Genomic DNA, 20,911 nt, shown 5'->3' with positions numbered 1-20,911 from the left:
CGCGGATTATACCGGGAGCCGGGACCACGTTACAGGATGCGGTCGAGGACCTCGGCCAGGTTGGCGGAGGCGGCGGGACGCAGCTCGCGCAGGGCGGCGCTCAGTTGTTCGGCCAGGGCCGGCTCCAGGCGCTGCAGGCGGGCGGCGCCGTTGGCCAGCCGCGCGGCGATCTGCGGGTTGATGCCGTCGAGCTTTTTCAGCGCCCGGGCGAAGAACGCATAGCCGCTGCCGTCCGGCGCGTGGAACGCGGACGGATTACCGTTGACCAGGGTGCCGACCACGGCGCGCACCCGGTTGGGCAGCGTCCATTCGAAGGCGTCGTGGGCCAACAGGCCCTCCGCCCGCGCCACGGTGTCGGCGCCGGGCACGGTGGCCTGCACCGCGAACCACTGATCCATCACCAGGGCCTCGTCGCGCCAGCGTTGGGCGAAGGCCGCCAGCGCCGGCTCGGCGCCGGGCAGCTGGTTGTGCACCAGGGCGCGCAGGGCGCCCAGTTCCTCGGTCATGCAGGTGGGGGCGTCCAGCATGCCCTGCAGTTGCGCCACCAGTTTGTCGCGGTCGCCACGGCCGGCGCCGGCGGCGGCGGACAGGTACCCCAGCGCCACCTGGCGCAGCCGGCGTTTGCCCATGGCCTCGCCGTTGGCGCGATACTCCGGTTCCGCCAGTTCCTTCACCAGACGCCACCAGGACGCCGCCAGGGCCTCGCCGAGGCCGGCGCGCAGGGCGCTGAGGGCGTCGTGGACGGCCTGCGGGCGCAGCGGGGTGTGCCGGTCGCCGACCGCGGTTTCCGTGGGCAGGGTGAGCAGCAGCGCGGCCTGCGCCGGGTCTTCATCAGCGCGCTGGATCACCTGCTCCAGCACCGGGGTGAGCCGGTCGAGCTGCGCGGCGGCGTCCTCGCCGTCGTCGATGATCCGCGCCAGGGCGGCGAAATAGAGCCGCTGCGCCGCGTCCCAGCGGCAGAAGCCGTCGCTGTCGTGGGCCAGCAGCGTGATCAGCTGGGCTTCTTTAAACGGGTAGCGCAGCGACACCGGCGCCGAGAAGCCGCGCAGCAGCGACGGCGTCGGGATGCGGTCCGTGGCCACCGGGAAGCGGAAGGTCTGCTCGCCGTCACGCAGGATCACCACGGTTTCGGTGGCGCCGCTGTCGTCCAGCGGCAGCGCGCGGCCCTGGTCGTCGAGCAGCGCCAGCTTGACCGGAATCATCAGCGGCTGCTTGTCGCTCTGCCCGGGGGTGGGCGGCGTTTCCTGGCGCAGCGTGAGCTGGTATTCACCGTCGGCGAACCGGTCGGAGGCGGTCACCAGCGGTGTGCCCGCCTGGCTGTACCAGCGTTTGAACTGGCTCAGGTCCAGGCCGGACACCTCCTCCATGCAGGCGACGAAGTCGTCGCAGGTCACCGCCTGGCCGTCGAAGCGCTCGAAGTAGAGATCGCTGGCGCGGCGGAAATCCTCGGCGCCCAGCAGCTCGTGCTGCATGCGCACGATTTCCGAGCCCTTCTCGTAGACGGTGAGGGTGTAGAAGTTGTCGATCTTCTGGTATTCCGAGGGCCGCACCGGATGGGCCATGGGGCCCTGGTCTTCCGGGAACTGGTGGTTGACCAGGAAATCCACGTTCTCCACCCGGGTCACCGCGCGGGAGTTCATGTCCGAGGAGAACTCCTGGTCGCGGAACACCGTGAAGCCTTCCTTGAGGCTGAGCTGGAACCAGTCCCGGCAGGTCACCCGGTTGCCGCTCCAGTTGTGGAAGTACTCGTGGGCGACCACCGATTCCACCCGCTCGAAGCCGGCGTCCGTGGTGGTGGCCGGGTGCGCCAGCACGCAGGAGGTGTTGAAGATGTTCAGGCCCTTGTTTTCCATGGCACCCATGTTGAAGTGGCTGACCGCCACCACCTGGAAGATATCCAGGTCGTACTCGCGGCCGAACACCTGCTCGTCCCAGGCCATGGCGCGCTTGAGGGAATCCATGGCGTGGCCCAGCTTGTCCAGATCGCGGTGCTCGGCGTACAGACGCAGCGCCACATTGCGGCCGGAAGCGGTGCGGAAGCTGTCTTCCAGGCAGGCCAGGTCGCCGGCCACCAGCGCGAACAGGTAGCAGGGCTTGGGGAAGGGGTCGTCCCAGGTGGCGAAGTGGCGCCCGCCCTCCTCGTCACCGCTGTCCACCGGGTTGCCGTTGGAGAGCAGCAGCGGGTAGGCGGCCCGGTCGGCGTGGATGGTGGTGGTGAACCGGCTGAGCACGTCCGGCCGGTCCGGGAAGAAGGTGATGCGCCGGAACCCCTCCGCTTCGCACTGGGTGCAGTACATGCCGTTGGAACGGTACAGCCCTTCCAGGGCGGTGTTGCTCTCCGGATGGATGCGCACCTTGGAAGTCAGGGTGAACTGTTCCGGCACGCCCGGCACCGTGAGCCGGCCTTCCTCGAGCCGGTAGTCCGGCTCGCCGAGCGGACGGTCGTCCACGCTCAGGGAAAGCAGCTCCAGATGTTCGCCGTCCAGCACCAGCTCGCCCGGGCGGTCGTCAAGGGCCGGGTTGCGGCGCACCGTCAGCTCGGCGGTGACGGTGGCGTGGCCGTCACGCAGGTCCACGTCCAGGCGGGTGTGGTCCACCAGCCAGGCCGGCGGGCGGTAGTCGGTGATCCGGGTGACCGGCGCGGGGTTGCCGTCTCTCATCAATGTTCTCCGTGTCGGCGCGCGGGGCGCAGGTCCACCGGCTGTTCCCCGGTGTCGCCGTCGGCGCTCTTGCAGTGACTGGGGACGTAACCACTACGTTCTTCCTCGGGCAGGTTGCGCACTTCCCAGGCGATCACCGCCTGCATGCACAGGGCACGCTGCTCGTCGCTGACCCGGCGGCCGTCCGGCCAGCGGCCGGTTTCCACCGCGGTGCGCATGTTGTGCCACACCTCCAGGGTCATGCCGTCGATAAGCTCGTCGAAGGAAGGGGAAGAAGCCATGGCGTACCTATACCTATCAATCGCTATGCGTGGAGTAATGGGGCTTAGGATACAGGATGCAAGTGAAGCTTGCGGCTAGTTCCCGTCGCCGGGGCGGGTGCTCCAGCCCAGCTTGGAACGGCAGGCCTGGTAGAAATCGTGGCCGGGCGGGTGAATCAAGCGCAGGCGGTGGGGCTTCTTGCGGATCGCGATCACGTCCTCGGCCTGCAGGCGGATGCCGGCGGTGCCGTCGCAGCTGACCAGCGGGTTGACCTTCTCGGTGGTGATGTGGATCTTGATCTCGCTGTTGCCGTCCACCACCAGCGGCCGGCTGGTGAGGGTGTGGGGGTTGAGCGGCACCAGCACCATGGCGTCCAGGCGCGGGTGCATGATCGGCCCGCCGCCGGACAGCGCGTAGGCGGTGGAGCCGGTGGGCGTGGAAATGATCAGGCCGTCGGAGCGCTGGCCGTACACGAACAGGCCGTCGATGGTGAGCTCGAAGTCGATCATGTGGACGCTGTCACCGGAGAGCAGCACCACGTCGTTGAGGGCGCTGCCCTCCCCCATCACGGTCTTGCCGCGCCGCACTTCCATATCCAGCAGGAAGCGCCGTTCGGTGGTGTAGTCGCCGTCCAGCACCTGGCCGACCCGGGATTCGATCTCCGAGGGCAGAATGTCGGTGAGAAAGCCCAGATGGCCGCGGTTGATGCCCAGCACCGGCACGTCGAAACGGGCCAGATCGCGGGCCGCGCCCAGCAGGCTGCCGTCGCCGCCCACCACGATCACCAGATCACAGGCGTCGCCCATTTGCGAGGCCTTGGCGGCCTGCAGGCCGGATTCCGGGAGGCTGCCGGCGATCGCCCGATCGAGGATCACAGTGCAGTCGCGACCGTGCAGAAAGTGGATCAGCTGCCGCACCGAATACAGCGTTTGTTCACTCTCGGTGCGCGCGATCAGACCGATATTGCGAAATTTTTCCTGGGACACGTTGTTCCTGCAACCAAGTAGACGCCGTCGGCGTGCTATTTCAGATAGTCCTGCAGGGTATCAGCATTGTTATTCAGACCGCCATCCAGGACGAACACATCCAGTCCGGCGTTTTTTAGCAGAAAGGCGGCGGTGGCGCTACGCCGGCCGGTGTCGCAGTAGGCCACGTAGCGGCCGGCGGGGTCGAGCAACCGGGATTTCAGGCGCAGCGCGCCCAGCGGAATATTGGTGGCACCGGCCAGATGCTGCTGGTCGAACTCGTCGGCGGTGCGCACGTCCAGCCAGCGGGCGCCCTCGTCGATACGCTGGCGGGCGTCCGCCGGGTCCAGGGTGTGAATCACCGGTTCGCGCAGCAGGGCGTCGAAGTCCTGGCGGTCCAGGCGCATCAACACGCCGTCGGTGGCCATGGTCACGGTGGCGTTGCGCGGCTTGCCGGAGAGCAGCGCCTCCTCGCCGAACCACTGGCCTTCCTCGAGCATCGCCACCGGCATCGCTTCGCTGCTTTTACCGCCCAGGGTGATCGCCACCTCGCACACCCCTTCCTTGATGATATAGCAGCAATCCGCCTGCTCGCCCTGGGTGACGATGGCTTCGCCTTCCTTGCAGCGGCGCGCGCGCAGGCGGCGGAAGATCTCCAGAATGTTGGCCGGCGGCACCCGGTGGAACAGCTTGGATTTGAGCAGCCGGATCATCCACTCGCGGTCGTGCTGGTAGGCGGCGTTGGCGTTGATGTCGAGAATCACATAGCCGGCGGACTGATCCCAGGAGAGGATGGTGTCCAGCCGGAAGCTGTCGAAGCGCACCACGCTCACCTCACCGACCGCCTTGCAGTCGTCCCGGCGCGGCTGGAAATGGCCCAGCGGGTGCCAGGAGGCGCTGTCGCCGGCGCTGATCACCGTGCGCTCGCCGTGCTCGCTGAACAACTCCACCTCGCCGCTCAGCAGGTAAATGGTGGTGTTGTCCCGGTCGCCCTGACGGAACAGCACATCGCCGGCCTCGTAGCGGCGCACTTCCTGCTGATCCAGCAGCCAGTCCAGTTGATCACCCGACAGGGCGTTCACCGGCACGAAGGTCTGCAGCAGACTCTTGTCGATGGATTCACGAGCCATTCGAGCTCCCCCTGATTCATTCTTGTGTCGCGGAGCGTCCGCGGTTTATTGGGACAATTACCTGCAAAAAACTTACCAACTCGCGGTCGCGCCCTGCCACGCCCCCGTTCAGCGGAAGCGGAGCACGTTATCGATGGACGAATCCGACCGGCAGTGCGGGCAGCGGTTGGAGTTGCAATCCGACACCCCCGGCTTGAACTGATTGGGCACGTCCACGCGGATCACCCGCTTGCCGCAGCAGGCCTGGTCCGGGCCCACCGCCACCTGGCACACCGGGTTTTCGTAGTGCGCCAGCCAGGCCCGGTAATGGTCCTCGGTGACCAGGCACTTGCGGGCGGCGAACGCCACCGGGTTGTCCATATAATCGGCGATCTGGTCGGCGGCCACGGACACATGCCCGGCCCCCGGATGAAAGGCGATAAAGCTCAGGCCCAGGCTCTCCAGCTTATCGAGGATCTTCTGACCGCCGGAGTGGGCCACTTTCATCTGGTCGCGCTTAAGCTCGGAGATTTCCGCGCGCAGCTGGTTGACCAGGTCGTCGCGGTTGAGCACGTCCATTTCACGGCTGTGGATCTCATCGGCCAGCCGGGCGCGCTCTTCCTCCAGGCGCTGCTCCAGGGACAGCTTGTACTGCTCGGCCAGACGCTCCACCTCGCTGCCCTGCTCCGCGTTGCGGCCGGCGTGCTCTTCCAGGCTGCGGTTGAGCGACTCCACCTGCGCCTTGAGCGAGCCGTTCTGCTCACGCAGCGCCGCGTTCTGTGATTTCAGGGTTTTGAACTGCATCAGCACCTTTTCCAGCTGGGCGCTGAGAATCTCTTCCTTCTGCTGCTGGGCATAGCGGAGCTGGGCCATCTCCTCTTTCTGCCCGGTTTCCAGGGTGTGGATGCGCAGCCGCAGTTCCTTGATGGTGCGCGCCAGACGCACCCGCTCCTCGTCGTCGTTCTTGCTCCTGGCGCCGTCGGCGGGCCGCACCGTGGGCACGTCCTCGCCGGACAGGGTGGGCACCGCCGCCGTCGGCGGCGGCAGATCCTCGTCCACTTCCAGGCCCATCTTCGAGCCCCGGCTGCGCAGCAGATCCCGGGCCGCCACGAAATCATTGGCGCCGGGCTTCATCACCGGGTCCCACAGCTGGTCCTGGTGCCAGGCCACCGGGCACTGGCTGCGGCAGGCCAGACGAATCGGGCCGGCGCCCATGTCCGGGCCCGGGCCGCCGTGTTCCGCCAGGTGTCGCAGGGGCACGTTCCAGGTGGTGTCGGCCATGCCGTCGGCGTCGAAATCGATCAGAAACAGCACCATGGCCTTGGCCCGCAGCCGGCCGTTGACCAGGCAATAGGCGCCGCGCATTTCCTTACCGGCAAACTCGGGCACCCCCACCATGCCGTCCAGAATGGCTTCGAAATCGGCGTACAACATGCTTTTGCTGATGCCCTTCTCGCAATAGAACAGCACCGCTTCGGAGGTCACTGACGAACCCGCCATAAGCCTTCCCTTCGTTGTTATTTCTTCGCTGTTATCCACGCGGCCAGTGACAGTACGCGTCACTCCTTGCCGCTGCCCGTCAGATTCAACGGCAGCATATTCACAGGGGTAAGGGCAAAACAAGGAAGCCGGTCACCAAAAAGGGACCTTTTATCGAGGGGAGGGCGTTTCGCTTTCGAAGTGTCGGAGGGACGTTCGGGGATGGGGCTTCAAGCTGCCAGCGACAAGCCGCAAGCTGAAGGCCTCGGGGTGGCGGTGGGGCTTGCTTGAAGCTTGAAGCGTGGCGCTTGTCGCCGGGGCATCAAAGCTCGACTCCGTCATCGGCGACATCGTCGTCCAGGTCGTCGAGGCTTTCCAGCCACAGCTTTTCTTCCAGTTGGTCTTCCAGATATTCATCCATAGGGATACTCCATTCGGCCCAACGGGCCTGTTTCAGTGTGTTCATCGGTAAGGTTAGAGCACCGCCCGTGACGGCTTGATGACAATCGCGGCCGCGAACGGGGGCTACAGGGGGTTAGAACGGTGTCGGCGGGAAAGGTTCAGACAAACAAAAAGGCGACGCGGGCTAGGCCGGCGTCGCCATAAATCCAAACGGAAAACGAGAAAGATCATGAAGATGGCGGAGCGGACGGGACTCGAACCCGCGACCCCCGGCGTGACAGGCCGGTATTCTAACCAACTGAACTACCGCTCCAAACTCTTTACCGCACAGTCTGTCGTGCGTACTGCAAAATCTGGTGGGTGGTGACGGGATCGAACCGCCGACCCTCTGCTTGTAAGGCAGATGCTCTCCCAGCTGAGCTAACCACCCAGGTTCGCGTTGCGAAGTGGGCGCCATTTTAGGGATTGCGCCCGGGGTGTCAACGGCTTTTTTGCCCCGATGACACCGTTCGTTCATAAATTGCGCGTTGTCAGGCCTCGCGCTGCTCGACGAAGGTCTTGGCCGCTTCGAGGGTCGGGAACCGGCCCGGCAAGGGTCGCCCGTCCGGGCCGGCGACGATATAGTGGTCGACGCGCAGCTGCAGGGTGTCGCGCTGCAGCTCGCCCTCTTCGATGATGGTGTGCCGCCCCCAGGCGATGCCGTTGCCGATCATGCTTCGCCCACCACCCGGTCAACGATCAGGTCCGCCAGGTCCTCCACGGACAGCCGGCGGTTGGTGCTGAACCAGTTGGGGGTCCAGCCGATCATGCCGGTGAGCAGCCGCCGCATGATAAAGGGGTCGGCGTGGAAGGCCCCGGCCTTGTGCAGGCGCCCCAGCACATCCAGCCAGATCTGCTCGTAGATCTCGCGCAGCGCCAGGGCTTCCTGCTGTTTGGCCTCGCCGAGACAGCGCCACTCCGCCACCATCACCACCATCGCCTCGCGGGTGTCGCCCACGGTGGCGGTGAGCTCGGCGCGCACCAGGTTGCGCAGCTGCTCCAGCGGCGTGTCCGCGTCAGCCACCGCCTGGCGCAGGCGCTCGGTATTAAAGCGGATCACCTCCTCCATCACCGCGAACAGGATGTCCTCCTTGCTCTTGAAGTGGTGGAAGATCGAGCCGCTCTGAATGCCCACCGCCGCGGCGATGTCACGCACCGTGGTCCGGTCGAACCCCTTGTCCCGGAACAGATGGGCGGCGGCGCTCAGCAGCCGGCCCCGGGGCGAATTGTCGATGCCGTGAATGGCGGGTGTGTCAGGCATGGGGTGCTCCTCCTCGGGGCGCATTTAATCGCTGCAAGCTGCAAGCTGCAAGACCGGGTTGGCGGCCTTGTGGGAGCGGGCCTCGCCCGCGAAAGGGAGCGAAGCTCCCGGCAAAGGTTGCCCCGCAGGATTCCAGAGACGCTGTTTGTGCTGCCGTTAGAAAGGCCTCTGGAATCCTGCCGGCCGGCTTTGCCGGCCTTTCGCTTGCGAGCAAGCTCCCACAATGTCGCCACCGTTTGCCGCTTTACAAACCAAGCGCTTGCTTGGTAGCTTACGGAATCATTCGCACAACAGCAATTCGGGGCAAGACTTATGGCTGGACCTGTTCGCATCGGCTGCGCCGCGGGCTTCTGGGGCGACACCAACAGCGCCGCCTTCCAACTGGTGCGCCAGGGGGAGATCGACTATCTGGTGTTCGACTACCTGGCGGAGGTGACCCTGTCGATCATGGCGGGCGCCCGCATGAAGGACCCCAGCGCCGGCTACGCCCACGACTTCGTCACCCAGGTGATGGCACCGCTGGCCCGCGAGATCAAAGAGAAGAACATCAAGGTGATCAGCAACGCCGGCGGCGTGAACCCGCGCGCCTGCCGCGAGGCGCTACAAAAGGTGTTCGCCGAGGCCGGCGTGGAAATGAACATCGCCCTGGTGGAAGGCGACGACCTCAACGGCCGCCGCGACCAGTTCAGCGACTGCAAGGAGCTGGACACCGGCGCCGACCTGCCGCCCATCACCGTGACCATGAACGCCTACCTGGGCGCCCTGCCGATCCAGGCGGCGCTGGACGCCGGCGCCGACCTGGTGCTGACCGGCCGCATCGCCGATTCGGCGCTGGTGCTGGGCCCGCTGATGCACGAATTCAAATGGGCCGACGACGACTACGACAAGCTCGCCCAGGGCTCACTGGCCGGCCATGTGATCGAGTGCGGCGCCCAGTGCACCGGCGGCAACTTCACCGACTGGCGCGACGTGCCGGACTTCCACAACATGGGCTTCCCGATCGCCGAGTGCCACGAAGACGGCACCTTCGTGATCACCAAGCCACCCGGCACCGGCGGCCTGGTGACCCCGGCCACGGTGGGCGAGCAGGTGCTCTACGAAATCGGCGACCCCCGTGCCTATATTCTCCCGGACGTGGTGTGCGACTTCACCGGCGTCACCCTGACCCAGGACGGCGAACACCGGGTGCGCGTCAGCGGCGCCCGCGGCCTGCCGCCCACCGACACCTATAAGGTGTCCGCCACCTACCCGGACGGCCAGCGCATCACCGCCTCCTTCCTGATGGGCGGCCGCGAAGCGCCGGCCAAGGGCCGCGCGGTGGCGGCGGCGATCCTGAAAAAGACCGACGGCCTGCTCAAACAGCTGGGCATGGCGCCGATGCGCGACACCAGCGTGGAAATCCTCGGCAGCGAAACCACCTACGGCGCCCAGGCGCGCCGCGAGGACAGCCGCGAAGTGGTGGTGAAAATCGCCGCCCTGCACGACGACCGCAAGGCGCTGGGCCTGTTCGCCCGGGAAATCGCCCAGGCCGCCACCGGCATGGCGCCGGGCCTGTCCGGGCTGGTCGGTGGCCGGCCCAAGCCGATGCCGCGCATCCGCCTGTTCTCCACCCTGGTGCCCAAGGTGGACGTCACCGCCACCGTGGATCTGGACGGCACCCCCACGGAAGTGGGCGTGCCGGTGGGCACACCCCTGGACGTGGCCGGCCTGCCGGACACCAACGGCAGCGACACCGCCACCGGCGACACCAGCGTGCCGCTGGTGAAGCTGGCCTGGGCACGCTCCGGGGACAAGGGCGACCACGCCAACATCGGCGTGATGGCGCGCAAACCGGAATACCTGCCCTACCTGCGCGCCGCGCTCACCGACGCCGCCGTGGCGGAGTATATGAAACACGTGCTCGACCCGGAGCGCGGCAGCGTCAGTCATTGGGAGTTGCCGGGCTTCAACGCCTTCAACTTCCTGCTGCGCCACGCCCTGGGCGGCGGCGGCATCGCCAGCCTGCGCATCGACCCGCAGGGCAAGGCGTTCGCCCAGCAGCTGCTGGACTTTCCGGTACCGGTGAGCGCTGAGATCGCGGAAGCACTTGAGTAGCTACAGGCTCCAAGCCGCAAGCTGCAAGCTGGCCGTGCCACCTGTTTGCTTGCAGCTTGTAGCTTGAGGCTTGTGGCCGGCCATTCGCGGCCAACCAAATTGAATTATTGCAGTGAGGATATTTCGAATGCCATATCGCTCCGTTTTTCGCCCGGACCTATTTTCCGACCGCACCATCATCGTCACCGGCGGCGGTTCCGGCATCGGCCGCTGCACCGCCCATGAACTGGCGGCGCTGGGCGCCCGGGTGGTGCTGTTGGGCCGCAAGGAAGACAAGCTCAAGGCGGTGGCCGAAGAGATCCGCGAGGACACCGGCCAGGAGGCGCTGGTTTTCACCTGCGATATCCGTGACGAAGACAAGGTCCGCGAGACCGTGGCGGCGATCTACAAGCAGGTGCGTCAGGTGGACGGTCTGGTCAACAACGCCGGCGGCCAATTCCCCTCGCCGGTGGCCATGATCAGCCAGAAAGGCTGGGAAACGGTGATTCGCACCAACCTGACCGGCGGTTTTCTGATGGCCCGGGAAGTGTTCATGCAGGGCATGAACAAGACCGGCGGCAGCATCGTCAATATCGTCGCCGACATGTGGGGCGGCATGCCCGGCATGGGCCACTCCGGCGCCGCCCGCGCCGGCATGGACAACTTCACCAAAACCGCCGCCCTGGAATGGGCCTGCGCCGGCGTGCGCGTGAACGCGGTGGCGCCGGGCTGGATCGCCTCCTCCGGCATGGACACCTACCCGGAAGGCATGCAGCAGACCATCAAGACCCTGCGCGGCGCGGTGCCGCTGAAACGGCTCGGCCTGGAAGCGGAAGTGTCCTCGGCGATCACCTTCCTGCTCAGCGACGGCGCCGCCTTTATCAGCGGCGACACCTGGCGCATCGACGGCGCCGCCAGCCAGGGCAACGTGGCCATGTTCCCGCTGCCCGACCACAAAAACTCCAAACCCTATGACGGCTTCCACCGCGCCGTGACGCCCAACGTGCTCAAGGATCTGGATTAATGCCTGTACTCGAATCCGCCCTCGACCCGAACAGCGAGGAATACCGGCAAAACCGTGACGCCCTGCTGCAGGCGGTGGAGGAATTCCGCGCCATCGAACAGCAGGTGCGCGACACCGCCGAAGGCAAACGGGAAAAGTTCGAGAAACGCGGCCAGCTGCTGCCCCACGAGCGGGTGGCGCGGCTGCTGGATCCGGGCTCGCCCTATCTGAGCCTGATGAACCTGGCCGGCTACAAAATGCACGACGACAAGGACGGCACCGAAGCCGGCGGCGGCACCATCGCCGGCATCGGCTATGTGTGCGGCGTGCGCTGCCTGGTCACCGCCTCCAACTCCGCCATCAAGGGCGGCACGGTAACGCCCTCCGGGCTGCACAAAACGCTGCGCCTGCAGCGCATCGCCCAGGAGAACCGGCTGCCCATGGTGAGCCTGGTGGAATCCGGCGGCGCCAACCTCAACTACGCCGCCGACGTGTTCGTGGAGGGCGCCCGCACCTTCGCCAACCAGGCACGCCTGTCCGCCGCCGGCATCCCGCAGATCACCGTGGTGCACGGCAACGCCACCGCCGGCGGCGCCTACCAGCCCGGGCTCTCGGACTATGTAGTGCTGGTGCGCAACCGCGCCAAGATGTTCCTGGCCGGCCCGCCGCTGCTGAAGGCGGCCACCGGGGAAATCGCCACCGACGAGGAGCTGGGTGGCGCGGAAATGCACACCGGCGTGGCCGGCACCGCCGAGTACCTGGCCGAGAACGACGCCGACGCCATCCGCCACGCCCGCGACATCATGAGCAAGCTGGGCCTGCGCGACCGGCCCGCTGAACACCGCGACTGGCAAGAACCGCTCTACCCGCCGGAGCAGCTGCTCGGCGTGGTGCCGGCGGACAGCAAGAAGCCCTACGACGTGCGCGAGATCATCGCCCGCCTCGCCGACGGCTCCGACTTCCTGGACTTCAAGAACGACTGGGACAGCGCCACCCTGTGCGGCTGGATCGACATCGAAGGCCAGCCGGTGGGCGTGATCGGCAACAACGGCCCGATCACCCCGCGCGGCGCCGCCAAGGCGGCCCAGTTCATCCAGCTCTGCGACCAGACCCGCCGGCCTTTACTGTTTCTCCACAACACCACCGGTTTCATGGTCGGCACCGACCCGGAGCAGAACGGCGTCATCAAGCACGGCTCGAAAATGATCCAGGCGGTGGCCAACGCCCGGGTCCCGAAAATTTCCATTCTCGTGGGCGGCTCCTACGGCGCCGGCAATTACGCCATGTGCGGCCGCGGCCTGGACCCGCGCTTCATCTTCGCCTGGCCCAACGCCAAGGTGGCGGTGATGGGCGGCCAGCAGGCCGGCACCGTGCTGCGCATCGTCGCCGAAGCCAAGCAGCGCGCCAACGGCCTGGAACCGGACGAAAAGGTGCTCGACATGCTGCAGCAAAGCACGGCCCAGAAACTGGACGCGCAATCCACCGCGCTCTACGGCACCGCCCGCCTCTGGGACGACGGCATCATCGACCCCCGCGACACCCGCAAGGTGCTGGCCTACGTGCTCGACATCTGCCGGCAAGCGGAGCAACGGGAGCTGAACGCCAATACCTTTGGCGTGGCACGACTGTAGAGAGCAGTTAAAAGTGAATAGTGAACAGTTAATAGCGAAAACACCGTTGCAGAAAGGCTCGGTGCGGACGGCGAAGGCCGGACCGCACCCTGTTTCGCTCTTCACTGTTAACTATTAACTGTTAACTAAAACCACCAGTTTTTTTGGTTACCACCGACATCCCAGCGCTCAACAAAACGAGCCAACAAACACAGGACACGACCATGTTGTTTACTCAGGAACATGAAGAGCTGCGCCGCACGGTGCGTAATTTTATCGAGAAAGAGGTGAACCCGTTCGTGCCGGAGTGGGAAGCGGCGGGCCGTTTTCCGATCCACGACGTGTTCAAGAAGATGGGCGACCTGGGCCTGCTGGGCGTCACCAAGCCGGAAGAGTACGGCGGCATGGGCCTGGACTACTCCTACGGCCTGATCGTCGCCGAGGAAATCGGCGGCGCCACCTGTGGCGGCGTGCCGTTGTCCATCGGCGTGCAGACCGACATGGCCACGCCCGCCCTGGCCCGCTTCGGCTCCGACGAGCTCAAGCGCGACTACCTGGCGCCGGCCATCGCCGGTGACATGGTCGCCTCGATCGCGGTGTCCGAGCCCCACGCCGGCTCCGACGTGGCCAACATCAAGACCAACGCCAAAAAGGACGGCGACGACTACGTGATCAACGGCACCAAGATGTGGATCACCAACTCCCCCAGCGCCGACTTCTTCTGCCTGCTGGCCAACACCTCCGACGACAAGCCGCACGTCAACAAATCCCTGATCGTGGTGCCCAAGGACGCCGGCGGCATCACCGTGGACAAGCCGCTCAACAAGCTGGGCATGCGCAGCTCGGAAACCGCCCAGGTGTTCTTCGACGACGTGCGCGTGCCGCAACGCAACCTGATCGGCCAGGAAGGCATGGGCTTCATGATGCAGATGATGCAGTTCCAGGAAGAGCGCCTGTGGGGCGCCGCCAATGCCATCAAGGGCTGCGAGAACCTGATCGCCCAGACCATCGAGTACGCCCGCGACCGTCAGGTGTTCGGCATGTCGCTGCTGGATAACCAGTCCGTGCATTTCAAGCTGGCGGAGCTGCAGACCGAGGTGGAAATGCTGCGCGCGCTGGTGTGGCAGGCCTGCGAAACCTACATCAACGGCGGCGACGTGCTGCGTCTGGCGTCCATGGCCAAGCTCAAGGCCGGCCGCCTGTCCCGGGAAGTGGCCGACGGCTGCATGCAGTACTGGGGCGGCAACGGCTTTATGTGGGACAACCCGGCCAGCCAGCTCTACCGCGACGGCCGCCTGGGCTCCATCGGCGGCGGCGCCGACGAAGTCATGCTCGGCATTATCTGCAAGACCATGGGCATGCTGCCAGGCAAAAAGAAAAACAGTTAATAGTGAACAGTTAACAGTGACTAGCGGGATGGATGATGACTTTACCTGAGACGACGGCGCTGACGCTTTCCCGTGAAAGCGGCGTTTTGCACATCACGCTGAATCGGCCGGAAGCGCGTAATGCCATGAGCCTGGCCATGGTGAACGAGCTGATGGACGTGTTCGACTGGCTGGAGAACGACGCCGGCGGTGCCGGGGTGCGTGCCCTGGTGCTGCGCGGCGCGGACGGCCATTTCTGCGCCGGCGGCGACATCAAGGACATGGCCGGCGCCAGGCAGCAGGCCGCCGAGGGCGATCCGGAGGCGTTCCTGCGCCTGAACCGCCGCTTCGGTGAAATGATCAGCACCGCCAACCGTCTGCCCCAGGTGTTGATCACCGTGCTGGAAGGCGCGGTGATGGGCGGCGGCTTCGGTCTGGCCTGCGTCAGCGACGTGGCGATCGCCGCCGGCGACGCCAAATTCGGCCTGCCGGAAACCGGTCTCGGCGTGATCCCCGCGCAGATCGCCCCGTTCGTGGTGCAGCGCATCGGCCTCACCCGCGCCCGCCGCATCGCCCTCACCGGCCAGCGCTTCGACGGCCACCACGCGCTGACGCTGGGCGTGGTCCACGAGGTGGCGGACTCCCCGGCGGAGCTGGACAAGAAGCTCGCCGAGGTGCTCGGTGAAATACGCCGCTGCGCTCCCAACGCAAGCCGGGTCACCAAACAACTGGTGCTCGACGTGGGCCACGTGCCCATGGACGAGCTGCTCGACCGCGCGGCGGCCGACTTCGCCGAAGCCGTGGCCAGCGAAGAGGGCCAGGAAGGCACCCTGGCTTTTGTGCAGAAGCGTCCGCCGAAGTGGGCCGCCGACGAATGATCAGGTCTTCCTGTGAAAGCGACCCCTTGTGGGAGCGGGCCCTTGTGGGAGCGGGCCCGGCCCGCGAAAGGGAGCGAAGCTCCCGGCAGGATTCCAGAGGCCTCTCTAACGGCGGCGCAGACAACCGCTCTGGGATCCTGCCGGGTGGCTATAAGCCACCCTTTCGCGGGCAAGGCCCGCTCGCACAGGTGGTCCCACAAGGCCTGCTCGCACAAATCAATAAGGAATGGCAATGAGTTTTGAGAAAGTACTGGTCGCCAACCGCGGCGAAATCGCCTGCCGGGTACTGCAAAGCGCGCGTTCGCTGGGCTATCGCACAGTGGCGGTGTTCTCCGAGGCGGACGCCGGCGCCCGCCATGTGCAGCTGGCCGACGAGGCGGTGTGCATCGGCCCCGCCACCGCCGCCGAGTCCTACCTGAACGTGCCGGCGCTGCTGGACGCCTGCCGCCGCAGCGGCGCCGACGCGGTGCACCCGGGCTACGGCTTTCTGTCCGAGAACGCGGACTTCGCCGCCGCCTGCGCGGAGGCCGGCGTCACCTTTATCGGCCCGCCCGCCGAGGCGATCCGCCTGATGGGCTCCAAGCGGCTGTCCAAGATCGCCATGCAGAAGGCCGGTGTGCCCTGCGTGCCCGGCTACCAGGGCGAGGACCAGAGCGACGACACCCTGATAAAGGAAGCGGAGGCCGTGGGCCTGCCGCTGATGATCAAGGCCAGCGCCGGCGGCGGCGGGCGCGGCATGCGCGTGGTCACCGAACCGCAGCAGATCCCCGCTCAGCTGAAAAGCGCCCGTCAGGAGGCGAAAAGCAGCTTCGGCAACGACGAGCTGATCCTCGAGCGGGCGGTGATCAACCCCCGCCACGTGGAGATCCAGGTGTTCGGCGACCACCACGGTAACGTCATCCACCTGGGCGAGCGCGACTGCTCGGTGCAGCGCCGCCATCAGAAAGTGGTGGAGGAAGCGCCCTCGCCGGTGGTCGACGAAGACCTGCGCCGGCGCATGGGCGAGGCGGCGGTGAACGCCGCCAAGGCCTGCGATTACGTGGGCGCCGGCACCGTGGAGTTCCTGCTCGGCGCGGACGGCGAGTTCTACTTTCTGGAAATGAACACCCGCCTGCAGGTGGAGCATCCGGTCACCGAACTGGTCACCGGCCAGGATCTGGTGGCCTGGCAGCTGCGGGTGGCCGCCGGCGAGCCCCTGCCCCTGACCCAGGAGCAGGTGCGGCTCACCGGCCACGCCATGGAGGTGCGCCTCTACGCTGAGGACCCGGCCCAGGGCTACCTGCCGCAAACCGGCCCGGTGCTGAGCTGGCGGCCGGCCAGTGGCGAGGGCGTGCGCATTGACCACGGCCTGGTGGACGGCGCCGAAGTGGGCAGCCACTACGACCCGATGCTGGCCAAGATCATCGCCTTCGGCGCCAGCCGCGACGAAGCCCGCCGCCGGCTGATCCGCGCCGTGGAAGACACCGTGCTGATGGGCCTGGACGACAACCGCCGCTTCCTGGCGGCGATCCTGCGCCACCCGGAATTCGCCGCCGGCGACGCCACCACCGCCTTTATCGACGGCCCCTTCGCCGACGACCCGGGCCTGCGCGCCGCCGACACCCCGGAAGCCCTGTGGGCGCTGGCCGCCCTGCTGCTCACCCGTATCGGCGCCGGTGACGCCGCCGGCCGCGCCGGCTACCGCAACTGGCACTCCAGCGGCGTGGGCGCGCAGCCGCTGGTGCTGGCCCAGGGCGACCGCGAACGCACCCTCTACCTGACCCCGGACGGCATCCACGGCGGCCCGGACCTGACCCTGGACGCGGTCCACGACGACGGCACCCTGATCGCCACCCTGGACGGCGTGCGCCGCCGCTACCACTGGCTGCACCGGGACGGCCGCGTGTGGCTGCAGGACGGCGGCCTGCGCGCCTGCTTCGAGGAGCGCACCCACCGGGCCAGCGGCGGCGAGCAGGGCCCCGGCTCCGGCCAGCTGAAAGCGCCCATGGACGGCGCGGTGATCGAAGTGAACGCCGCCGCCGGCGATACGGTAAAAAGGGGACAGACATTGGCGGTGCTGGAAGCCATGAAGATGGAGCACGCCCTGAAAGCGGACTGCGACGGCACCGTGGACACCGTCACCGTCAGCGCCGGCGATCAGGTCAAGCGCCAGCAGCTGCTGATCACCGTCACCCCGGAGGTTGTCACTGAATGACAACCGGCCGGCGTTTTCGGGTAACGGACGTTCGTTCCAAAGTATGTTTGAATGGCTCCACGGCGGCGGCGCGACCGGCCGGTCGCGCAAGAGCCGGCGCTTTGCTTGCCGGTATAGGGGGCGAACGGTAAGGTATGGCGGCCCCTGTGGAGCGGTCCCGAGCCGCCACCGGACGCCGGATGTGACGCCACACTAATAGAGCAGTGCTTTATATAAACTCCCGGCTCGATCCGGGCATTCCAAGAACACAGACAATGGAGATCCCATGAGCAGCGCCGACGTCATTACGTTGCCCAAGCTTCTGTCCAAGGTTCCCGAGATTTTCGGTAATCTGCCCGGTTTGATCAAAGGCTCCAAGATGAGCAAGATCACCGACACCAACACGCCGCTGGGCTTGGGGGTGGCTTTCGAAAAGGCCACCGACAGCAACCCCAACGGCGTCGCCATCCTCTACGAGGACCGGGAGCTCACCTACAAGCAGTTCAATGCCTGGGCCAACCGCATCGCCGACTACCTGGCCTCCATCGGCCTGAAGAAAGGCGATACCGTGGCGGTGGACGTGGAAAACCGTCCCGAGCTGCTGGCCACCGTGCTGGGCTGCGCCAAACTGGGCGTCTGTTCCGCCCTGATCAACACCTCCCAGAAGGGCAAGGTGCTCACCCACAGCTTCAACCTGGTGGAGCCCAAGGCGGCGATCATCGGCCAGGAGCTGGTGGAAGTGATCCAGGAAGTGCGTGACGACCTGGACCTGAAGCAGAACTTCTTCTACTTCGCCGACCAGGACACCCTGGCCGACCCGGGCACCGCCCCGGAAGGCTTCACCAACCTGGCCACCGAGATCAAGGATTGCTCCAGCGAGAATCCGGCCAGCACCCACCAGACCTTCCTGCGCGACCCGCTGTTCTACATCTACACTTCCGGCACCACCGGGCTGCCCAAGGCGGTGGTGTTCAACCACGGCCGCTGGGAAAAAGCCTACGGCGCCTTCGGCTACTCCGCCGTGCGCCTGAACAAGGACGACCGCCTGTACAGCACCCTGCCCTTCTACCACGCCACCGGCATGGTGATCTGCTGGGCCTCGGTGATCGCCCCCGCGGGTGGTCTGGCGATCGCGCGGAAGTTCTCCGCCAGCCGCTTCTGGGACGACATCCGCAAGCACAACTGCACCGCCTTCGGTTACGTCGGCGAGCTGTGCCGCTACCTGCACGAGCAGCCCGAGAAGCCGGACGACGGCGACAACCCGGTGCACACCATCGTCGGCAACGGCCTGCGTCCCAGCATCTGGAAAGAGTTCAAGAACCGCTTCGGCATTGAGCGCGTGGTGGAGCTGTACGCCTCCTCCGAGGGCAACGTGGCCTTCACCAACGTGTTCAACTTCGACAACACCGTGGGCTTCTCGCCGGTCAGCTACGCCATCGTCAAGTACGACAAGGAAGCCGATGAGCCGGTACGCGACGACAAGGGCTTTATGATCAAGGTCGGCAAGGGCGAATCCGGCCTGATGCTCGGCGAGATCACCGACAAGACCCCGTTCGACGGCTACACCGACAAGGACAAGACCGAGAAGGCGATCTTCCGGGACGTGTTCAAGAAAGGCGACGCCTGGTTCAACACCGGCGACATGATGCGCGACATCGGCTTCCGCCACGCCCAGTTCGTCGACCGCCTGGGTGACACCTTCCGCTGGAAGGGCGAGAACGTCTCCACCACCGAGGTGGAGCAGATCCTCGACGGCTTCGAGCAGATCGTCGAATCCGTGGTCTACGGCGTGGAAATCCCCGGCACCAACGGCCGCGCCGGCATGGCTGAGCTGCGTCTCGACCGTCCGCACGAGGAAGTGGACTGGCCCGCCCTGTGCGCCTACCTCAAGCGCGAGCTGCCGCCCTACGCGATCCCCGTGTTCCTGCGCATCACCGACCACGGCGTGGAAACCACCGGCACCTTCAAGCACCAGAAGAACAAGCTGAAGGAAGAGAAGTACGACCTCAACCAGCACAACGACCCGGTCTATGTGCTGCTGCCCGGCGAGAGCTGCTACCAGCGTCTCACCCCGGAAATGCAGGCCGACATCGACAACGGCAAGCACCGCTTCTAAGCGGGCGCTCCGCCGCTTCCAAAAAAACCCGGCTCCGGCCGGGTTTTTTTATGGCCTCGGAAGTTATGCACAAATCCTGTGGACAAGATTGTGAATAAACACTGGATGACCCCGGCCAGCGCGGTGTTGCCGGGCCGTCCCCCAGAATGCGGTGAAATTAACCAGTCACAACCGGCCGCCGGTAGACCTATGAAACGGAGTTTTCCCCAGGCCGGGTTGTCCACAAATACTGTGGATAAACCTGTTGAAAAAGCGCGGACAAGTCGGCCAAGCGGCAGCAATCCGGCCCCTCTGGCTATTTGACGCTTTTTTAACCAAAATATGAAAAGCCTTATTAAACAACGACTTAGCCGTTATTTATAGGTGAAGACAGCACTTCTGGAAGGATTTGTTACCTTCTTTCCCACTTGTTACCGGCCTGTGCACAGTTTCGGTCCACGGTAAACCTGTCAATAGTGAAAATGCGTCATTGGAAGGCAAAGCGGGCTGCCCGTTTTTCGGGCGCGGGGACGCCGCCGCCCTGCCCCGGTTTGGGTCGCGCCGGGGGCGGCTTTGTCCGGTTTTATCCAGGCTTGTGGATAACAGTGTGAACAAACTGGTGGGAAACGGTGAACAAGGGCCGCTTAGCGGCCCGTCGGCGGGTCCTGATCGTCCTTGTCGATATGGTCCAGGGCGTCGGTGAGCTCCTGGACGCGCTGTCGCAGGGCATCCACCTCACGCTTATTGGGAATGCCCAACCGGGACAGCGCCTTGCCGAGCCGGTCGTCAAAGGCCTTTTCCATGCGGTCCATGGTCTCGCCGGTGTGGTGGCGCACCCGCTCCTTCAGTTCACCGACGCGCGGCGCTTTGTCCTTGGCGCGGCGTTCCACCTCGCGGCCGGCTTCCACCAGGGCATCGAAAAAGCCACTGCCCTCTTCCTCGGCGCGGGCGAAGGCGCCCAGCCCGGCCAGCCAGATCTGGTGGGTGTACTTGCGCAGATCGCGGGACGCACCGCTGAGCGCGCGCAGCGGGTGGCCACGCTCGTCCACGGGGGTTCCGGATTGGTGCTCGGAGACGGCATCGCCGTCGGTTCGCGGGTCCTGATCGGACGGTTTGTTGTGGTCGGCCATGATCCTCTACTCCATCAACGCCAGGGGAGTATAGGTCAAAAATGACAGGCGAAACCAATTGATTGTCGAACAAGGGGTGCGCCACCGGGACAGTGGGGACAGCGGGTCAGGGGTCGATCTCGTCATCCGGGTCGCGGCCGCGACGGCCGCCCACGAAGCGCGCCAGGTCGCGGGCGCGGTCGCGGATCACCTCGCGGGATTTGCCGGTGAGCACCGCCACGAAGCGCTGCGTCAGCCGGTCGGCGCCGGCCTCGAAGCGCTCGTCGATATGGCGCTCCAGGCGCGGCCCCAGCCAGAACTTCACCAGCACGCCGATCACCGCCAGGGTAATCAGCGACGACAGCAGCGCGCAGCCCACCAGCAGCGGGATCAGGTCGGCGGTGGCGATAGTGGCGTTCTCCATGGC

Annotated in this window: 16 protein-coding genes and 2 tRNA genes; 7 read left to right on the top strand and 11 right to left on the bottom strand. The window is 65.9% G+C overall.

Annotated elements, in window-relative coordinates; translation table 11 throughout:
- Window positions 1-29: 29 nt before the first annotated feature.
- The 9 genes from pepN to ACMG4O_RS09255 form a co-directional block, all read right to left on the bottom strand.
- A complete protein-coding gene (gene pepN / locus ACMG4O_RS09295; protein WP_348322358.1) occupies window positions 30-2,660 on the bottom strand; it encodes an aminopeptidase N in 2,631 nt (876 codons plus the stop codon).
- Window positions 2,660-2,941: a YeaC family protein gene (locus ACMG4O_RS09290; RefSeq protein ID WP_067609496.1), complete on the bottom strand. Its 282-nt coding sequence runs from the start codon at window positions 2,939-2,941 to the stop codon at window positions 2,660-2,662. The genes pepN and ACMG4O_RS09290 overlap by 1 nt, the downstream gene beginning before the upstream one ends.
- 75 nt (window positions 2,942-3,016) lie before the next feature.
- Window positions 3,017-3,907 carry an NAD(+) kinase gene (locus ACMG4O_RS09285; protein WP_142949441.1) on the bottom strand — a complete coding sequence of 297 codons (891 nt, stop codon included), beginning with the start codon at window positions 3,905-3,907 and terminating at the stop codon, window positions 3,017-3,019.
- A 35-nt stretch (window positions 3,908-3,942) separates the two neighbouring features.
- A complete protein-coding gene (locus ACMG4O_RS09280; RefSeq protein WP_142949442.1) occupies window positions 3,943-5,016 on the bottom strand; it encodes a cyclic nucleotide-binding domain-containing protein in 1,074 nt (357 codons plus the stop codon).
- Between the two features lie 108 nt (window positions 5,017-5,124).
- Window positions 5,125-6,495, bottom strand: coding sequence for a hypothetical protein (locus ACMG4O_RS09275; protein WP_142949443.1), 1,371 nt, complete (start codon window positions 6,493-6,495; stop codon window positions 5,125-5,127).
- A gap of 617 nt (window positions 6,496-7,112) precedes the next feature.
- Window positions 7,113-7,189, bottom strand: a tRNA-Asp gene (locus tag ACMG4O_RS09270).
- Between the two features lie 41 nt (window positions 7,190-7,230).
- Window positions 7,231-7,306, bottom strand: a tRNA-Val gene (locus ACMG4O_RS09265).
- 100 nt (window positions 7,307-7,406) lie between these two features.
- Window positions 7,407-7,589, bottom strand: a complete 183-nt coding sequence (locus tag ACMG4O_RS09260; RefSeq protein ID WP_142949444.1) for a hypothetical protein — start codon at window positions 7,587-7,589, stop codon at window positions 7,407-7,409.
- On the bottom strand, window positions 7,586-8,176 hold the full coding sequence (locus tag ACMG4O_RS09255) for a TetR/AcrR family transcriptional regulator (protein ID WP_335628560.1): 591 nt from the start codon (window positions 8,174-8,176) through the stop codon (window positions 7,586-7,588). The genes ACMG4O_RS09260 and ACMG4O_RS09255 overlap by 4 nt, the downstream gene beginning before the upstream one ends.
- A gap of 312 nt (window positions 8,177-8,488) precedes the next feature.
- Between ACMG4O_RS09255 and ACMG4O_RS09250 the strand changes: the two genes are divergently transcribed.
- The 7 genes from ACMG4O_RS09250 to ACMG4O_RS09220 all read left to right on the top strand — a co-directional run bounded on the left by ACMG4O_RS09250 (window position 8,489) and on the right by ACMG4O_RS09220 (window position 19,396).
- On the top strand, window positions 8,489-10,270 hold the full coding sequence (locus ACMG4O_RS09250) for an acyclic terpene utilization AtuA family protein (RefSeq protein WP_414433681.1): 1,782 nt from the start codon (window positions 8,489-8,491) through the stop codon (window positions 10,268-10,270).
- Between the two features lie 127 nt (window positions 10,271-10,397).
- Complete coding sequence (locus ACMG4O_RS09245) at window positions 10,398-11,273, top strand: SDR family oxidoreductase (RefSeq protein ID WP_414433680.1); 876 nt, start codon at window positions 10,398-10,400, stop codon at window positions 11,271-11,273.
- Complete coding sequence (locus tag ACMG4O_RS09240) at window positions 11,273-12,883, top strand: acyl-CoA carboxylase subunit beta (protein ID WP_142949448.1); 1,611 nt, start codon at window positions 11,273-11,275, stop codon at window positions 12,881-12,883. The genes ACMG4O_RS09245 and ACMG4O_RS09240 overlap by 1 nt, the downstream gene beginning before the upstream one ends.
- A 203-nt stretch (window positions 12,884-13,086) precedes the next feature.
- Window positions 13,087-14,250, top strand: a complete 1,164-nt coding sequence (locus tag ACMG4O_RS09235) for an acyl-CoA dehydrogenase family protein (RefSeq protein WP_414433679.1) — start codon at window positions 13,087-13,089, stop codon at window positions 14,248-14,250.
- Between the two features lie 35 nt (window positions 14,251-14,285).
- On the top strand, window positions 14,286-15,107 hold the full coding sequence (locus ACMG4O_RS09230) for an enoyl-CoA hydratase/isomerase family protein (protein WP_414433678.1): 822 nt from the start codon (window positions 14,286-14,288) through the stop codon (window positions 15,105-15,107).
- A gap of 232 nt (window positions 15,108-15,339) precedes the next feature.
- On the top strand, window positions 15,340-17,301 hold the full coding sequence (locus tag ACMG4O_RS09225) for an acetyl/propionyl/methylcrotonyl-CoA carboxylase subunit alpha (protein WP_414433677.1): 1,962 nt from the start codon (window positions 15,340-15,342) through the stop codon (window positions 17,299-17,301).
- A gap of 265 nt (window positions 17,302-17,566) precedes the next feature.
- The gene (locus ACMG4O_RS09220) at window positions 17,567-19,396 is read left to right on the top strand and encodes a long-chain-acyl-CoA synthetase (RefSeq protein ID WP_414433676.1); all 1,830 of its coding nucleotides are present in this window, start codon (window positions 17,567-17,569) and stop codon (window positions 19,394-19,396) included.
- Between the two features lie 623 nt (window positions 19,397-20,019).
- Here ACMG4O_RS09220 and ACMG4O_RS09215 read toward each other — a convergent pair.
- Window positions 20,020-20,505, bottom strand: a complete 486-nt coding sequence (locus ACMG4O_RS09215) for a phasin family protein (RefSeq protein ID WP_194866130.1) — start codon at window positions 20,503-20,505, stop codon at window positions 20,020-20,022.
- Between the two features lie 106 nt (window positions 20,506-20,611).
- On the bottom strand, window positions 20,612-20,908 hold the full coding sequence (locus tag ACMG4O_RS09210; protein ID WP_228548201.1) for a hypothetical protein: 297 nt from the start codon (window positions 20,906-20,908) through the stop codon (window positions 20,612-20,614).
- Window positions 20,909-20,911 lie beyond the last annotated feature (3 nt).

The organism is Alloalcanivorax venustensis (assembly GCF_047495515.1).
Lineage (GTDB): Bacteria > Pseudomonadota > Gammaproteobacteria > Pseudomonadales > Alcanivoracaceae > Alloalcanivorax > Alloalcanivorax venustensis.
This window is presented reverse-complemented; position numbering and strand designations above follow the sequence as displayed.

Excerpts from the sequence above, each read along its gene's own strand:
- pepN (WP_348322358.1), bottom strand. The coding sequence starts at position 2,660 with ATGAGAGACGGCAACCCCGCGCCGGTCACCCGGATCACCGACTACCGC.
- ACMG4O_RS09290 (WP_067609496.1), bottom strand. The coding sequence starts at position 2,941 with ATGGCTTCTTCCCCTTCCTTCGACGAGCTTATCGACGGCATGACCCTG.
- ACMG4O_RS09280 (WP_142949442.1), bottom strand. The coding sequence starts at position 5,016 with ATGGCTCGTGAATCCATCGACAAGAGTCTGCTGCAGACCTTCGTGCCG.
- ACMG4O_RS09275 (WP_142949443.1), bottom strand. The coding sequence starts at position 6,495 with ATGGCGGGTTCGTCAGTGACCTCCGAAGCGGTGCTGTTCTATTGCGAG.
- ACMG4O_RS09260 (WP_142949444.1), bottom strand. The coding sequence starts at position 7,589 with ATGATCGGCAACGGCATCGCCTGGGGGCGGCACACCATCATCGAAGAG.
- ACMG4O_RS09255 (WP_335628560.1), bottom strand. The coding sequence starts at position 8,176 with ATGCCTGACACACCCGCCATTCACGGCATCGACAATTCGCCCCGGGGC.
- ACMG4O_RS09250 (WP_414433681.1), top strand. The coding sequence starts at position 8,489 with ATGGCTGGACCTGTTCGCATCGGCTGCGCCGCGGGCTTCTGGGGCGAC.
- ACMG4O_RS09245 (WP_414433680.1), top strand. The coding sequence starts at position 10,398 with ATGCCATATCGCTCCGTTTTTCGCCCGGACCTATTTTCCGACCGCACC.
- ACMG4O_RS09240 (WP_142949448.1), top strand. The coding sequence starts at position 11,273 with ATGCCTGTACTCGAATCCGCCCTCGACCCGAACAGCGAGGAATACCGG.
- ACMG4O_RS09235 (WP_414433679.1), top strand. The coding sequence starts at position 13,087 with ATGTTGTTTACTCAGGAACATGAAGAGCTGCGCCGCACGGTGCGTAAT.
- ACMG4O_RS09230 (WP_414433678.1), top strand. The coding sequence starts at position 14,286 with ATGACTTTACCTGAGACGACGGCGCTGACGCTTTCCCGTGAAAGCGGC.
- ACMG4O_RS09225 (WP_414433677.1), top strand. The coding sequence starts at position 15,340 with ATGAGTTTTGAGAAAGTACTGGTCGCCAACCGCGGCGAAATCGCCTGC.
- ACMG4O_RS09220 (WP_414433676.1), top strand. The coding sequence starts at position 17,567 with ATGAGCAGCGCCGACGTCATTACGTTGCCCAAGCTTCTGTCCAAGGTT.
- ACMG4O_RS09215 (WP_194866130.1), bottom strand. The coding sequence starts at position 20,505 with ATGGCCGACCACAACAAACCGTCCGATCAGGACCCGCGAACCGACGGC.
- ACMG4O_RS09210 (WP_228548201.1), bottom strand. The coding sequence starts at position 20,908 with ATGGAGAACGCCACTATCGCCACCGCCGACCTGATCCCGCTGCTGGTG.